15 protein-coding genes are annotated in these 14,434 nt (G+C 73.6%); 5 read left to right on the forward strand and 10 right to left on the reverse strand.

Going from position 1 to position 14,434, the window contains the following annotated elements; genetic code table 11:
- Positions 1-69: 69 nt before the first annotated feature.
- On the reverse strand, positions 70-1,287 hold the full coding sequence (locus tag MQV74_RS37175; RefSeq protein WP_242727886.1) for an MFS transporter: 1,218 nt from the start codon (positions 1,285-1,287) through the stop codon (positions 70-72).
- A gap of 226 nt (positions 1,288-1,513) precedes the next feature.
- Here MQV74_RS37175 and MQV74_RS37180 point away from each other — a divergent pair, with 226 nt between their 5' ends.
- Positions 1,514-2,734 carry an ROK family protein gene (locus MQV74_RS37180; RefSeq protein WP_138964318.1) on the forward strand — a complete coding sequence of 407 codons (1,221 nt, stop codon included), beginning with the start codon at positions 1,514-1,516 and terminating at the stop codon, positions 2,732-2,734.
- Between the two features lie 15 nt (positions 2,735-2,749).
- Here MQV74_RS37180 and MQV74_RS37185 read toward each other — a convergent pair whose 3' ends face one another.
- The 6 genes from MQV74_RS37185 to MQV74_RS37210 all read right to left on the reverse strand — a co-directional run bounded on the left by MQV74_RS37185 (position 2,750) and on the right by MQV74_RS37210 (position 7,357).
- A complete protein-coding gene (locus tag MQV74_RS37185; protein WP_242727887.1) occupies positions 2,750-3,946 on the reverse strand; it encodes an MFS transporter in 1,197 nt (398 codons plus the stop codon).
- Positions 3,947-4,062: 116 nt separating this feature from the next.
- Complete coding sequence (locus tag MQV74_RS37190; RefSeq protein WP_242727888.1) at positions 4,063-4,659, reverse strand: TetR/AcrR family transcriptional regulator; 597 nt, start codon at positions 4,657-4,659, stop codon at positions 4,063-4,065.
- Between the two features lie 99 nt (positions 4,660-4,758).
- On the reverse strand, positions 4,759-5,688 hold the full coding sequence (locus MQV74_RS37195; protein WP_242727889.1) for a phosphotriesterase family protein: 930 nt from the start codon (positions 5,686-5,688) through the stop codon (positions 4,759-4,761).
- Positions 5,682-6,266 (reverse strand): DUF4865 family protein, encoded by a 585-nt coding sequence (locus MQV74_RS37200; RefSeq protein WP_242727890.1) that lies wholly within the window; start codon positions 6,264-6,266, stop codon positions 5,682-5,684. The genes MQV74_RS37195 and MQV74_RS37200 overlap by 7 nt, the downstream gene beginning before the upstream one ends.
- A 36-nt stretch (positions 6,267-6,302) precedes the next feature.
- Positions 6,303-6,698, reverse strand: a complete 396-nt coding sequence (locus tag MQV74_RS37205) for a (R)-mandelonitrile lyase (protein ID WP_242729358.1) — start codon at positions 6,696-6,698, stop codon at positions 6,303-6,305.
- A gap of 86 nt (positions 6,699-6,784) precedes the next feature.
- Positions 6,785-7,357: a TetR/AcrR family transcriptional regulator gene (locus MQV74_RS37210; RefSeq protein WP_242727891.1), complete on the reverse strand. Its 573-nt coding sequence runs from the start codon at positions 7,355-7,357 to the stop codon at positions 6,785-6,787.
- A gap of 198 nt (positions 7,358-7,555) precedes the next feature.
- Between MQV74_RS37210 and MQV74_RS37215 the strand changes: the two genes are divergently transcribed.
- Genes MQV74_RS37215 through MQV74_RS37225 form a run of 3 tightly spaced genes read left to right on the forward strand, consistent with a single transcriptional unit; the run spans position 7,556 to position 11,279 of the window.
- The gene (locus MQV74_RS37215) at positions 7,556-7,840 is read left to right on the forward strand and encodes an SHOCT domain-containing protein (RefSeq protein WP_242727892.1); all 285 of its coding nucleotides are present in this window, start codon (positions 7,556-7,558) and stop codon (positions 7,838-7,840) included.
- On the forward strand, positions 7,837-8,712 hold the full coding sequence (locus tag MQV74_RS37220; protein WP_242727893.1) for an ABC transporter ATP-binding protein: 876 nt from the start codon (positions 7,837-7,839) through the stop codon (positions 8,710-8,712). Before MQV74_RS37215 ends, MQV74_RS37220 begins: the two co-directional genes overlap by 4 nt.
- Complete coding sequence (locus tag MQV74_RS37225) at positions 8,709-11,279, forward strand: ABC transporter permease (protein WP_242727894.1); 2,571 nt, start codon at positions 8,709-8,711, stop codon at positions 11,277-11,279. Before MQV74_RS37220 ends, MQV74_RS37225 begins: the two co-directional genes overlap by 4 nt.
- 108 nt (positions 11,280-11,387) lie before the next feature.
- Here the strand turns inward: MQV74_RS37225 and MQV74_RS37230 are convergent, their stop codons facing one another.
- Both MQV74_RS37230 and MQV74_RS37235 read right to left on the reverse strand, forming a co-directional pair.
- Entirely contained in the window at positions 11,388-11,897 is a 510-nt protein-coding gene (locus MQV74_RS37230) for an ATP-binding protein (protein WP_242727895.1), read from the reverse strand.
- A gap of 188 nt (positions 11,898-12,085) precedes the next feature.
- Entirely contained in the window at positions 12,086-12,412 is a 327-nt protein-coding gene (locus MQV74_RS37235) for a hypothetical protein (RefSeq protein ID WP_242727896.1), read from the reverse strand.
- 341 nt (positions 12,413-12,753) lie between these two features.
- Here MQV74_RS37235 and MQV74_RS37240 point away from each other — a divergent pair, with 341 nt between their 5' ends.
- A complete protein-coding gene (locus tag MQV74_RS37240; RefSeq protein WP_278194305.1) occupies positions 12,754-13,911 on the forward strand; it encodes a PLP-dependent cysteine synthase family protein in 1,158 nt (385 codons plus the stop codon).
- A gap of 12 nt (positions 13,912-13,923) precedes the next feature.
- Here MQV74_RS37240 and MQV74_RS37245 read toward each other — a convergent pair whose 3' ends face one another.
- Entirely contained in the window at positions 13,924-14,403 is a 480-nt protein-coding gene (locus MQV74_RS37245) for an SRPBCC family protein (RefSeq protein ID WP_242727898.1), read from the reverse strand.
- Between the last annotated feature and the right edge of the window lie 31 nt (positions 14,404-14,434).

Consider the following 14,434-nt stretch of genomic DNA (forward strand, 5'->3'; position numbering starts at 1 on the left):
TGGGCGTGCGGACGGGGCCGTTGGACCCGGCGGGGCAGGAGGGAGAGCCGTACCCGCCCCCGGCGGTGCTCAGGCGTTGCCGCGAGCGGCGGGCGTGCGGCCCGTCGCCCCCGCGATGCCCGCGGCGAGCGCCGCGAGGAGTGCCACGCTGGTCAGCGCCACCGGCAGGGAGAACCAGTCCGCCATGAAACCGATCGCGGGCGGGCCGAGCAGCATGCCGCCGTAGCCGAGCGTGGACGCGGCCGCCACCCCGCTCGGTCCGGCGAGGGCGCCGGCGCGCTCGATCGCCACGGGGAAGATGTTGGCCAGGCCGAGGCCCGTGATCGCGAACCCGGCGAGTGCCGCGCCCGTGGACGGGGCGAGCGCGCCGAGGAGCATCCCGGCCGCGGCGAGCAGGCCGCCGCCGACGACGGTGCGGGTGCCGCCGAGGCGTTCGAGGAGCGCCGTGCCGGACAGGCGGCCGATCGTCATCGCGAGGGCGAAGCACGAGTAGCCCGCCGCGGCGACGCCGGGGTGCGCGTCCAGGTCCTGCTCCAGGTGGAGCGCGCCCCAGTCGGCCAACGCCCCTTCGCCGTACGCGGTGCACAGCGCGACGAGCCCGAAGACCAGGACGAGGACCCGCGCGCCGCCGCGGCCGGACCCGGGCTGCGCGGACGCCCGCGACTCGGCGGCGGCCGGGGCCTGCGGCACCTCGTACCGCAGCAGCGTCGGCGCGGTCACCGCCGTGACGAGGAGGCCGATCAGGGCGAGCCCGAGCAGGTGCCGGGTGGGGGAGAGGTGCCCGGCGACCAGGCCGCCGAGGCCCGCCCCGATCATGCCGCCGAGGCTGAACGCCGCGTGGAAACTGGGCATGACCGGTCGCCGCAGCGCCCGGACGAGATCGACGGCCGCGCTGTTCATGGCCACGTTGATGCCGCCGTACGCGGCGCCGAAGAGCAGCAGGACCAGGCCGAGCGCGAGGGCCGAGTGCGTCAGTGGCGGCAGCGCGACGCTCAGCGGCATCAGGACGCCGCACGCCACGGTCACCGGATGGCTGCCGAAGCGCGTACACAGCCGCCCCGTGAGTGTCATCGTCACCACGGCCCCCGCCGAGACCCCGAGCAGCGCGAGCCCCAGCGTGCTCGCCGACGCCCCGGTCTGCTCCTTGATGGCGGGGATGCGGACGACCCATCCGGCGAAGACGAAGCCGTCGAGGGCGAAGAACACGGTGAGGGCGGCACGCAGCCGGCTGAAGTCGTGAGAGGTGGCCTCGGACGCCTCTGACGTGGTTTTGTTTAGTAGCGACACAAAGTCAGCGTAGGGCCGCACCCCGGTCGGGGACAAGGCGGTTGTCCGGGGCACGGCCGCCGCGCGGTGAGCGCGGTGCGAGGAGGGTGCGCCGCGGAGTCGAAGGGGCGCACTTCGGAAAGAGGCGTACGAAACCGTGGATCACGGGCAGGCGAAGGGCGCGGGAAGGCCGGATGGCGGCGACGGAACGGCGAGGTGGCGTACGGATCATGGGAGACTCGCCCTCATGAACGGGAAGGCTGCCACCGGGGGTGAGGCGCGTACGCGCCTGGAGCGAGGGCGTACCGCGCTCGGCCCCGCACTCGAACTCGTCCACACCGGGCGCGCACCCACCCGAGCCGTCCTCACCGCCGAGTTGGGGGTCACGCGCGCCACGGCGGGCGCCGTCGCGGCCGAGTTGGAGGCGCTCGGCCTGATCAGCGTCGACGCGAAGCCGAGCGCGGCCTCGGGCTCGCAGGGCCGCCCCTCGCACCGCCTCTCCGTCGCGGGGACCGGCCCGGTCGCCCTCGCCGCCCAGGTGCACGCCGACGGCTTCCGCGCGGCGCTCGTCGGCCTCGGCGGCGAGATCGTCGCCACGACGCCCGGCTGCGAGACGATCGACGCGGACCCGGCGCAGGTGCTCGGCACGGTCGTCGACGAGGGCGCGCGCCTGCTGCGCGAAACCGGGAGGCGGTGCGTCGGCGCCGGACTCGCGGTGCCCTCGGCCGTCGCGGAACCGGAGGGCACCGCCCTCAACCCGCTGCACCTGGCCTGGCCCGCGGGCGCGCCGGTGCGGGAGATCTTCGCGGACTGCGTACGCCGGGCCGGGGTCACGGGCCCCGCCTTCACCGGCAACGACGTGAACCTCGCGGCGCTCGCCGAGCACCGGCACGGCGCCGGGCGCGGCGCCCGCGACCTGCTGTGCGTGGCGACCGGACACCGGGGCGTCGGCGGCGCCCTGGTCCTCGACGGCCGCCTGCACACCGGGAGTTCGGGCCTCGCCCTCGAAGTCGGGCACCTCACGGTGCACCCGGAGGGGCGCCCCTGCCACTGCGGCAGCCGCGGCTGCCTCGACGTGGAGACCGACCCGCTCGCCTTCCTGACGGAGGCCGGGGTCAGGCCCGGTCCCGAAGGGCTGCTCAACCAGGCGCGCACGCTGCTGGCCGAGCACTATGCCGACCCCGCGGTGCGGGTGGCCGCCGAGGCCCTGATCGACCGTCTGGGCCTCGGCCTCGCGGGCCTGGTGAACATCCTCAACCCCGACCGCATCGTCCTCGGCGGTCTGCACCGCGCGCTGCTCGACGCGGACCCGGAGCGGCTGCGCGCGGTCGTCGCCGACCGGAGCCTGTGGGGCCGCAGCGGCGGGGTGCCGATCCTGGCCTGCACCCTCGACCACAACAGCCTGGTGGGGGCCGCCGAGCTGGCCTGGCAGCCGGTGCTCGACGACCCCCTGGGGGCACTGGGTTAGGGAATCCGGGGCGCCTCAGCCGACCCGCGCGGGTTCCCGTACGGGGGCCACGACGTCGGCGGCGGCCGGGGCGGCGGCCCTGCGTCGGCGCAGGTCCGGGATCAGCGAGAGCAGTCCGAGCACGGCGAGTCCGGCGCCGATCCACAGCGGGGCGCGCAGCCCGTAGGCGTCGATGGCGGGACCGCCGACGGACGTCGCGATGATGATGCCGCCCGTGATGAACGACGAGTGGACGCTGTTGACCAGGGGGCCGGTGTTGCTGGCGCGCTGGACGCGGGTGATCATCGCCGGGTTCATGGTGACGCCCACCAGGCCGATGCCCAGCATCATCGCCACGGCAGCGACCGGCACGTCGGCGACGAGCGCGAAGCCGATGAGGAAGCCGAGGTTCAGCAGCAGGCCCGTGGCCAGGACGGGCAGGGTGTACCGGTCGGCGAGGCGGCCGACGACGGTGTTGCCGATGAGGGTGGCGGCGCCGTAGGCGATGAGCAGCAGCGGCACGGTGCCGGTGGCGAAGCCGGTGATCTCGGTGAGGATCGGGTTGAGGTAACTGAAGGCGGAGAAGGTGGCGCCGATGACGAACGTGCTGGTGAGCAGGAGGAGCCAGAGCCGCGGGCTCTTGAAGGCGCCCAGCTCGTCGCGGAGCGCGCCACCGCCCTCGGTGCGCTCGACGTGCGGCACTCCGACGAACGTCGTGACCGCGGCGAGGGCGGTGAGCACGGTGATGGCCCAGAACGCGGCGCGCCAGCCCAGGTGTTCCCCGACCACGGTGGCCATCGGCAGGCCGAGGAGCGTGCCCAGCATCAGCCCGTTGAGCGCGACGGCGACGGCGCGGCCCCGCATCTCGGGCCGGGCCAGCTGCGTGGCCATGGAGATGCCGACCCCGAAGAAGGCCTGCGAGGCGATGCCGGTCACCACGCGCGCCACGAGCATGGTCACGTAGTCGGGGGCGAGGGCGGCCAGGACGTTGCCCGCGAGGAAGACGGCGAAGACGACCAGCAGGGCCCGCTTCGGCGCCAGTTTGAGCAGGGCGGCCGTCAGGAACGGTCCGCCGAAGGCCATGGCCATCGCGAAGGCCGTGATCAGATAGCCGATCTCGGGGATCGTGGCGCCGAGTCCGTCGGCCATCTGCGGCATGAGTCCGGCGACGACGAACTCGCTGGTCACCATGGCGAAGATGCCTAGGGCCAGGACGTATACGGCGCGGGGCATGGGGGCTCCTCGGGGTGAGCGGGGCAAATTTTGGATAGGTCAGTACAAAATGAAGACAGGGGTGGCCGCGGAAGGGGCTCCGTGGTGGATTCGGCGCGCCCGTGCGGCGGGGAGGCTCAGGGGCGCAGGGCGTCCAGGGCCGTCTCGGCGATGGATTCGAGGACGGCGCGGTCGGCGCCCGCCTGGGCGGAGACGCGCATGCCGCCGATGGTGGCGTTGACGAACCGCGCCAGGGACTCCGTGTCCCGTCGGGCGGTGATGGTGCCGTCGCGCTTGCCCGCGTCGATCGCGGTCCGCAGCAGCCGGAGCCGCAGGTCGAGGTCGCGCTGGATCAGCGCGTCCGCGTCGGCGTCGCGCCGGGCGAGCTCCACCACCGTGTTGACAGTGAGGCAGCCGATGCTGCGGTCGTCCTCGCGGTACTCGAACTCGGAGTCGACGATCCGGGTGTACAGCGCGCGGATCCGGTCGAATCCCGGGCGCTCGCCGTCCTCCAGGATCTCCGCCTGCGGGACGCTCATCATGTCGATGTAGCGGTTCAGCGACCTGCGGAACAGGTCGTGCTTGCTGGTGAAGGTGTTGTAGATGCTGCTGCGGCCCAGTCCGGTGGCGTCGCACAGGTCCTGGGTCGAAGTGGCTTCGTAGCCCTTTTCCCAGAAGGCGCGCATCGCCGCGTCCAGGGCCCGCTCCTCGTCGAACGTCCTCGGTCGGGCCATGACGGAACCGTACCTGTTTTGGAACGCACGATGCAATACGGGTGCGCAGGTGAGGGCCCGGCTCCCGGTGCGGTGCCGGGCGGCACCGCACCGGTGGGGTCAGCCGGGCCACTCCACGGCGAAGGCGGCGGCCGGGTTCGCCGTGAGCATCCGGTCCACCAGGTCCTCGCCGACGGCGCGCGCCAGGCGCGGGCGGACCCCGCGCAGCAGATGCGGCAGGCCGGGCCCGCCGTGCACGGAGCGCGCGGCGGCCGTCGTGGTGTCGCCGCCCAGGAGCAGCCGGGCGCCGTGGCCCGCGTCGGCGAGGGCCCGGACCGCGTCCGGCATGCGCCAGTCCGTGGCGTGGTGGGCGCGCGAGGGCCCGTCGAAGGCGAGATAGGCGCCCTGCGCCGCGGCCCGCAGGTGGACGTCGAGGTCGGGGAAGCGGTTGAGGTGGCCGAGGATCACCTTGGCGGGCGGCACCTCCAGATCGGCGCAGAGCAGGTCGAGCACGTCCTCGGCGCCGGTGCCCAGCTCCAGGTGGACGGCGATGGGCGCGCCCGTCGCGTGGTGGGCCTCGGCCGCCGCCGTCATCGTCCAGCGGGCATGGGCGTCCAGCGTGTGGAAGCCACCCGCGACCTTGATCAGACCGGCCCGTACGCCGCTGTCGGCGATGCCGTCGGTCAGCTCCCGCACGAACAGCGCGGCCAGGCCCCCGGCGCGCAGCGCGGCGAGGGCGTCCTCGTCGTAGTGCACGGCCTGGTGCAGACCCGTCGCGGCCACGATCCGCGTGTCCGTCGCGCGGGCCAGGGCGGGCAGTTCGGCCGCGCGGCGGCCCATGCCGTGCGGGGTCCACTGGATGAGGCCGCGGCCGCCCGCCGCGCGGAAGGCCGCGAGCTCGTCGGCCGCGGCCCGCGCCGAGTCCAGCTCCTGGCCCGGGAGTCGGGGGCTGCGCAGGAAGAGGTGGTCGTGCGCGTCGCAGACGCCGAGTGCGGACGGCGCGACGTCCCCCGTGACGGTACGGACCGCGGGGCCCGCCCCGCTCACCACGACCTGCCCCGGACGAGCCGGTCCCGCTCGGGCGTCGAGCAGTGCAGGACCTGGAAGACCTCGCCGCGCTCCGCGGGCGCCTCGTGGGCCCAGAGCGAGAACGTCACCGCCTCCCAGTGCCGGGGGTCGACGGCCACGGTCACGCCGACCGCCCCGTCGGCGCGGGAGAGGGCCGCCGCTTCGTCGAGGAGCCCGGTGGCGAGGTCCACGATCCGTGCGCCCTCCGGCAGCGGCGTCCGGCGGCGCACCGCGGCCCTCGGCGGGGCGTCGCCGGCGGGCCCGGCCTCGTAGCCGAGCGCCATCCAGTGCTGCACCACCGGCCGCCCGAAGTCGTCGGTGAGCCCCTGGAATCCGGGCCCCCAGAGGAAGGAGTTCATGCCCTCGGCGGTGTTCCAGAGGTAGAACGGCGCGTACTGGTTCACGGGCGAGCCGTCGACGCCGCGCTCGCGCATGAGGTAGGCCTTGAAGCCGAGGCCGGGGAAGGCGTCGAGGAGATGCCCCTTGGCCGCCACGCGGTCACGGATGACGCCCATGTCGTAGTCGGCGGGCAGGGTGATCTCGTACTGCAGAGCGTGCATGGTGTGCGTACCTGCTGTTCTGTCGGATGCGGGGTCTCAGGCCGGGTACTCGTCGGCGGCGACGAGTTCCTCCCAGTGGGCGGCGGTGCCGTCGTCGGCGGCCTCCACCACGGCCAGGTGCGTCATGAACGTGCGCGGCCCGGCTCCGTGCCAGTGCCGCTCGCCGGGCGCGATCCACACGGTGTCGCCCGCCCGGATCGGCTCCACGGGCCCGCCCTCGCGCTGCACCAGGCCCTCGCCCTCGGTGACGTGCAGGACCTGGCCGTGCGGATGGCGGTGCCAGGCGGTGTGCGCGCCCGGAGTGAAGTGGACGCTGAACATCCGTAGCCGGGACGGGGCTTCGGGGCTCGCGATCTCGTCGAGCCAGACGCTGCCGGTGAAGTGCTCGGCGGGGCCGCGAAGGCTCTCGGGGCGGGTGCGGGTGATGTGCACGGCGTTCCTCTGCGCGTAGGACGGGGACATGCGGGAAGGCGGCGCCTCGGCGGTGGGGTGCGGGCGCCGGAGTGCGTACGGCGGGCTCAGCGCGGGGCGAGCAGGGCCAGCAGGCCGCGTACGCCCGCGTCGAAGGCGTCGGGGGAGCCCGTGGAGCGGGCCAGGACATAGCCGCCCTGGACCGTCGCGACGATGGCCGACGCGATCTCGTGGGCATCGAGCGACGGGCTGAACTCGCCCTGGTCCAGGCCCTCCTGGACGATCGCGGCGAGCCGCTCGCGCAGCCACTCCAGGGTCTCGGTGACCGGCGCGCGCAGCGTGTCGCTCGCGATGACGTCCGGGTCCATCGTCAGGCGGCCGACGGGGCAGCCGCGCAACACGTCGCGCTCGCGCAGCAGATACCCGGCGACGCGCTCGTACGCCGACCCGTCGCCGCTCAGCGAGGCCTCGGCGGTGGCGCGCATCTCCTGGGCCGTGCGCCGGATCGCGGCGAGCGCGAGGTCGGGCTTGCCCGAGAAGTGGTGGTACATGCTGCCCTGCCCGGCGCCCGCGTGCTGCTGGATGGCCTTGGGGCTGGTGCCCACATAGCCCCGCTCCCACAGCAGCTCGCGGGTGGACTCGATCAGACGCTCCGGAGTGCTCATGCTTCTACTGTACATACTAATAGGTACAGAGTGCCAGGTGGGAGGGCATCCACCGCACCGCCGCATGCGAGGGAGCAGGCCCGAGGCCCCCTCGTACTCCCCAGGAGGTACGCGCACTGCCGCTGGCCGTACGACGACTTCACGGCGCCCCCGGACCAGGCTCGGAAGCGACGGAAAGCACCGCTCCGCACCCCCTTCGAGGAGATGGACAGCATGTACACCCTGGCGTTCGACGGCGGGCCCGGCCCATGGATCCTGTTCTTCCCGCTGATCTGGGCGGCCGTGGTGTTCGGCGTCGTCACGGTCCTGCGCCGCACGGTGTGGCGCGGCCGGGGCGGGCCCTGGCAGCGGGGCGCCGCGGGCGTCGACCCGAAGTCGCCCATCGCCGTGCTCGGCCACCGCTTCGCCTCCGGCGAGATCGACGAGGACGAGTACTGGCGCCGCCTCACCGTCCTGAACGAGGAGTTCGGCCGTGTGATCAAGGGAGGCCGGTCATGAGCACCGCCGCCACCCCGCAGCCGACCGGGATCCGCTACGCCGCACGGGTCGAGCGGGCCGTCAAGGTCTACGGCTCGACCGCGGCCGCCGAGACCGCGGTGACCGCCCTGGACGGCGTCAGCGTCGGCTTCCCCGCCGGTCGCTTCACCGCGATCATGGGCCCCTCCGGCTCGGGCAAGTCCACCCTGATGCACTGCGCCGCGGGCCTGGACACCCTCACCTCGGGCTCCGCCCTCATCGGCGAGACGGACCTCGGCTCCCTCGACGACCGGCGTCTGACCCTGCTGCGCCGCGACCGGATCGGCTTCGTCTTCCAGGCCTTCAACCTGGTGCCGACGCTGACCGTCGCGGAGAACATCACCCTGCCGATGAACCTCGCCGGACGCCGCCGCGACCGCGCGCAGCAGGAGTGGACGGACGCGCTCATCGACGTCGTCGGCCTGCGCGACCGCCTGCACCACCGGCCCGCCGAACTCTCCGGCGGACAGCAGCAACGCGTCGCCGTGGCGCGGGCGTTCGCGGGCCGCCCCGACGTCGTCTTCGCCGACGAGCCCACCGGCAACCTCGACTCGCGCTCCGGCGGGGAGGTCCTCGGGCTGCTCGGCCGCACGGTGCGCCAGATGGACCGCACCGTCGTCATGGTCACCCACGACCCGGTGGCCGCCGCCCACGCCGACGAGGTCGTCTTCCTCGCCGACGGCCGGCTGGTGGACCGCATGCGGGCCCCCACGGCGGACAAGGTCCTCGACCGCATGAAGGCCTTCGAGACCACGGGCGCGGCCCGCTCCGGCCTGGCCTCCTACGACGCCTACGGCGAAGCGGCGTACGACGCCTCCGGCGCGTACGACCCCACGAAGGGGGCGGCGTCATGAGCTCCCTCGCCCCCGCCGCGCGCCTCGGCCTCACCTCCCTGCGCGGCCACAAGCGCCGTTTCGCCGGTACGTTCGTCGCGGTGCTGCTCGGCGTCGCGTTCCTCACGGGCACCCTCGTCATGGGCGACACGCTGCGCGCCGGCTTCGACACGATGTTCGGCGACGCGACCCGCGGCACCGACGCGGTCGTGCGTGCCGAGAACACCATCACCGCGCCCGGCGAGAGCCAGGGCGTCCGCCAGGCCGTCGACTCCGGTCTCGCCGAGCGGATCGCGCGCGTGGCGGGCGTCGCGGCCGCCGAGCCCAGCATCCAGGGCGCCGGCCAGCTCGTCGGCAAGGACGGCGACCCCATCGGCGGCCAGGGCCCGCCCACCCTCGCGGGCAACTGGATCGAGGACACCGCGCTCAACCCCTACCGGCTCGCCGAGGGTCGCGCCCCGGCGAAGTCCGGCGAGGTCGTCGTCAACCGCGGCGCCGCCGAGCGCGGCGACCTCAAGATCGGCGACACCACGACCCTGCGCACGCCCGACCCGGTCCGGGTGACCGTCGTGGGCTTGGCCACGTTCGGCGGCGAGGACGGGATGGCGCAGACGACCTTCACCGGCATGACCCGCGCCGACGCGGAGAAGCATCTGACGCCGGAGCCCGGCCGGGCCTCGTCCATCCAGGTGCGGGCCGGGCCCGGCACCGGCCAGGCGGAGCTCGTCGACGCGCTGGCCCGCGTGCTGCCCGACGGCGTCGAGGCCATCACCGGCCAGGAGGCCGCGGAGGAGAACTCCGAGATGATCTCCGGGCAGTTCCTGAACCTGTTCACGACGTTCCTCCTCGTCTTCTCCGGCATCGCGCTCCTGGTGGCGACCTTCTCGATCCACAACACGTTCGCGATCGTCGTCGCCCAGCGCACGCGCGAGAACGCCCTGCTGCGCGCCCTCGGCGCCTCCCGCCGCCAGGTCACCGGCGCGACGCTGCTCGAAGCGGGCGCCGTCGCCGTGGTCGCGTCCCTGGCGGGCCTCGCGGGCGGCATCGCCGTCGCGGCCGGGCTCCAGGCACTGTTCCCCGCCATCGGATTCCCCTTCCCCGAGGGCGACTTGGTGATCAGCGCCACCGCCATGCTGCTGCCCCTCGCGGTCGGCGTCGTCGTCTGCATGGCCTCCGCGCTGCTGCCCGCCGTCCGGGCCGGGCGCACCGCGCCGCTGGCCGCGCTGCGCGAGACGGCCGTCGACCACTCCGGCGCCTCGCGGACGCGGGCCGTGGCGGGCACCGCGCTCGGACTCACCGCCGTGGCCCTCGCGCTGGCCGGGGTCCTCGCCGACCCGTCGGTGTGGCTGGCCGGGGCCGGCGCCGTGCTCGCGCTCGCCTCGTTCGTGGTGCTCGGCCCCGTCGCCGCCTCGCGCGCCGTCCGGCTCATCGGCGGCCCGCTCGACCGGCTGCGCGGCGTCACCGGCGCCCTCGCCCGGCGCAACGCCCTGCGCAGCCCCAAGCGCACCGCCGCCACCGCGAGCGCCCTGATGATCGGCGTCGCCGTCGTCTCCCTGTTCACGGTCTTCGGCGCGTCCCTGAAGGCGACCATGGACCAGACCGTGTCCCGGTCCTTCGCGGGCGACATCGCGGTCAGCACCCCGGCCTTCGGCGCCGGAGGCAGCGGACTGAGCCCGCGCCTGGCCCCCGCGCTCGCCGAGCGCCCGGAGGTCGCCACGGCCGTCGGCCTCGGCAGGGGAGTGGCCGAAGTGGACGGCAAGGGCCGGGCCCTGACCGTCACCGACCCCCGGGCCCTCGCCGAGGCCTTCGACCTCGGCGACGTCCGGGGCTCCCTGGCCCGCCTCGGCGACGACGGCATCGCCGTCACCCGGGACGAGGCCGACAAGCGCGGCCTGAAGGTCGGTGGCCGCGCCGAACTCGCCTTCGCCGACGGGAAGAAGGACACCTTCACCGTCCGCGCCGTGTACGGCAGGTCGGAACTCGTGGGCGACTACGTCGTCACCCGCGAGGCCTGGGCCCCGCACCGCGCCCAGGACTCCGACACCCTTGTCTCCGTCACCTTCGAGGACGGCGTGAGCGCCGCCGACGGCAGGGCCGCGGTGTCCGCCGTGGCGAAGGAGTACGGCAACCCCGAGGTCCAGACCCGCGACGAGTACGCGCGGTCCTCGGCCGGAGGCATCGACATGATGCTCACCCTCGTCTACGCGCTGCTCGCCCTCGCCGTCCTCATCGCGCTGCTCGGCATCGCCAACACCCTGACCCTCGCCCTGCACGAACGCACCCGGGAGCTGGGCCTGTTGCGGGCCGTCGGCCAGACCCGTGCCCAGCTGCGCGCCATGGTCCGCTGGGAGTCCGTCCTGGTCGCCGCGTTCGGCACCGCGGGCGGCCTGGCGCTCGGCGGCTTCCTCGGCTGGGTCCTGGTCAAGGCGTCCGACGGGGCGTCCGACACCGCCTTCGCGTTCGCCCTGCCGCCGCTGCCGCTCACGGTGGTCGCCCTGGTGGGCGTGGTCGCGGGGGCCCTCGCGGGCCTGCGCCCGGCGCGGCGCGCGGCACGTCTCGACGTACTGCGCGCGATCGCGACGGAGTGAGCGGAACGCGGCGGAAAGGGAGAACGGAAACAGCGGAATGAGCGGAATCAGCGGAAAGGAGGAGCGGGGGAAGGGACGGGGAACAGAGCGACAACAGTCACCGCCCGGTCAGCCAGGAACGGCCGACCGGGCGGGAGTATGCGCGCCGACGGGTGACGCGGCGACGAAGGAGCGGGTGCTCGCGGCGTCGTACGCGGGATACGTCGGCAGGTCCACGGTGGGCGACGGCGCGGCGAGCGTGAACCAGACGACCTTGCCGTGCTCGCCCTCCGGCCTGACGCCCCAGCTGTCGCTGACCGCGGCGACCATGGCGAGCCCGCGGCCGCAGGTCGCGAACTGCTCCGCTTCGCGCACCTCCGGCAGCCGTGGATCGTGGTCGTGGACGGAGACCATGAGACGTCCGAGCATCAGCTCGATGTCCACGGTGCACACCTTGTCCGGCTCCGCGTGCCGGTGGACGTTGGTGAGCAACTCGGTCACGCCGAGCGCGGCCCGGTCTATCAACGGATCGAGATGCCAGTAGCGCAACTGCGCCGATACGATTCTGCGGACTTGACCGATCCGCGACGGCAGGGCTTGGAGCTCTACCGTGCACTGCCTGCTTGGCTGGCTGATCACGGTGCGACTCCCCGAAGTGAGGTCCGGAAGAAGACGGCGTTCCGATCCAGCAGGGGGCGCGCGCTGTCCGCCGCCTGCTGTGGGACCGGCGGCTGGTTCGCAGCGTTATCGCCGGTAAACCCAGAGTGATGTGAAACCAGAGTGACGCAGGGGGTGCGGGCGTGCAACTCGCGCCCGTCTCGGCCCCGTCAGACGTGCCGTCGGCCGCCCGCGCTGCGCAGCGCCTCCAGGAAGGCGCGGACGGAGGGTGGGCCCGGCTCCCCGGGCACCGGATCGTGGTCGCCGAGCGTGAGCCGGTAGCGCGTGCCGTTGACCTCGGCGAGGGCGCGGTCGTGCGGGGCGAACCACGGTTTGCCCGCGCGCACCGCCTGCACCGGTGCGCTGTCGATCTCCGTTCCGTAACTGGTGAGCAGTTCCAGCCTGCCGTCGTTGATCCGGACCTGGCCCGCGCGGGTCAGGGAGCGCAGCCGCTTCCCGATCCGCACGCCGGTGGCCCTGAACTCCGGCTCTGCCATGAGGCTCCGCCCCCTCGCGCGCGGTGACGTCCCGCGCATGGTGTGCCGCGGCGTGCCGCGGGCCTTCGTCTGCCGCTGTCCGGGCGCCGCCCGATGGCGCCCGTCCGGGACATTACCCCTGCCCCGTGCGGTGCAGTGTGCACGTGCCCGGCGCCGAGCACTAGGGCGTACGGCGACGACGCACATGCCACTTCCGTGCGTGACCACGTCAGGAACACAAGAGGGCCAGATGGCCGCGACAGCTGCGCCTTTGAGGTACCAAAAGGAGTGTTTATGCAGGTGAGGGCGGTGTTGTAGGTGTTTATCATCAAGAGGTCCGGCCGGATCGAACCGCGTCCGGCATGAGCGCGAGGAGCCACGCGGTGAGCACCACCCAGCACGACCCGACCGGCGAGCCCGCCGTCACTCTCGATGTCGACCGCAGCGACCCGGAGTACCGTTCCTGGCTGAAAGAAGCGGTGCGCAAGGTCCAGGCCGATGCCAACCGCTCGGCCGACACGCATCTGCTGCGCTTCCCGCTGCCCGAGCACTGGGGCATCGACCTGTACCTCAAGGACGAGTCGACGCATCCGACCGGCAGCCTCAAGCACCGGCTCGCCCGCTCGCTGTTCCTGTACGGCCTGTGCAATGGCTGGATCCGCCCGGGACGCCCCGTGATCGAGGCCTCCAGCGGGTCGACGGCCGTGTCCGAGGCCTACTTCGCGAAGCTGATCGGCGTGCCCTTCATCGCGGTGATGCCGCGCACGACCAGCGCCGAGAAGTGCCGCCTCATCGAATTCCACGGCGGCCAGTGCCACTTCGTGGACGACTCCCGCACGATGTACGCGGAGTCGGCCGCCCTCGCCGTCGAGACCGGCGGCCACTACATGGACCAGTTCACCTACGCGGAACGGGCCACGGACTGGCGCGGCAACAACAACATCGCCGAGTCGATGTACCAGCAGCTGCGCCTCGAACGCTATCCGGAACCCACCTGGATCGTGGCCACGGCCGGGACCGGCGGCACCTCGGCGACCATCGCCCGCTACGTGCACTACATGCAGCACGACACCCGCATCTGCGTCGCCGACCCGGACAACTCCTGCTTCTTCGACGGCTGGACGCGACAGGACCCCGACGCCACCAGCGACTGCGGCTCCCGCATCGAGGGCATCGGCCGGCCCCGCATGGAGCCGAGCTTCGTGCCCGGCGCCATCGACCGCATGATGAAGGTCCCGGACGCGGCGAGCGTCGCCGCCGTCCGCGCCCTGGAGCAGGTCATCGGCCGCAAGGCGGGCGGCTCGACCGGCACCGGCCTGTGGAGCGCCCTGAAGATCGTCGCCGAGATGGTGGCGGCGGGCCGCACCGGCAGCGTCGTGACCCTCATCTGCGACCCCGGCGACCGCTACCTGGACAAGTACTACTCCGACGCGTGGCTCGCCGAGCAGGGTCTGGACATCCGGCCGTACGCGGCGGCCATAGAGACGCTCCTCGCCACCGGCGAGTGGCCGGACGCCTGAGCCCGTCCTGCGCTAGGCCTTCGTGCCCGACAGCCGGCGGTCCAGGTTCCTGACGGAGGCGTCGAAGGTCTTGCCGAGGCCCCTGCGGCCGTGCCGGAAGAGGAACCGCATCAGGCCCCTGGGCTCGACCGCGAAGGTCCAGCGCACCCGCGTACCGGTGGCGGTGGGCGTCAGGTGCCACTCCTCGACCAGGGCGCGGACCCCGGGCGCGTTCGAGACGTCGACGCGGTAGACGTACCGCGTCGGCGCGTCCGCGGCGAGGATCGTCTCCAGGAGCCGGAAGCCGCCCTGGAGGTGGACCGCCCGGCCCGCGCCGTCCCGCGTGGGCCGGGCGCGGGTGACCGACGTGAACCACGCGGGCCACTGCGCCACGTCCACCGCCAGGGCCTGGAACACCGTCTCCGGCGGCGCGGACACCTCACCGGTGAAGACGTGCCGCACGGGAGCGGTCACGAGGAAGTCGAGCCCCACGGGCCTCAGACGGCGTGGCATCGCACTCAGCCCCCAGCAGATGGTGGTGGTG

Origin of the sequence: Streptomyces sp. AN091965 (assembly GCF_022698285.1) — a bacterium.
GTDB lineage: Bacteria > Actinomycetota > Actinomycetes > Streptomycetales > Streptomycetaceae > Streptomyces.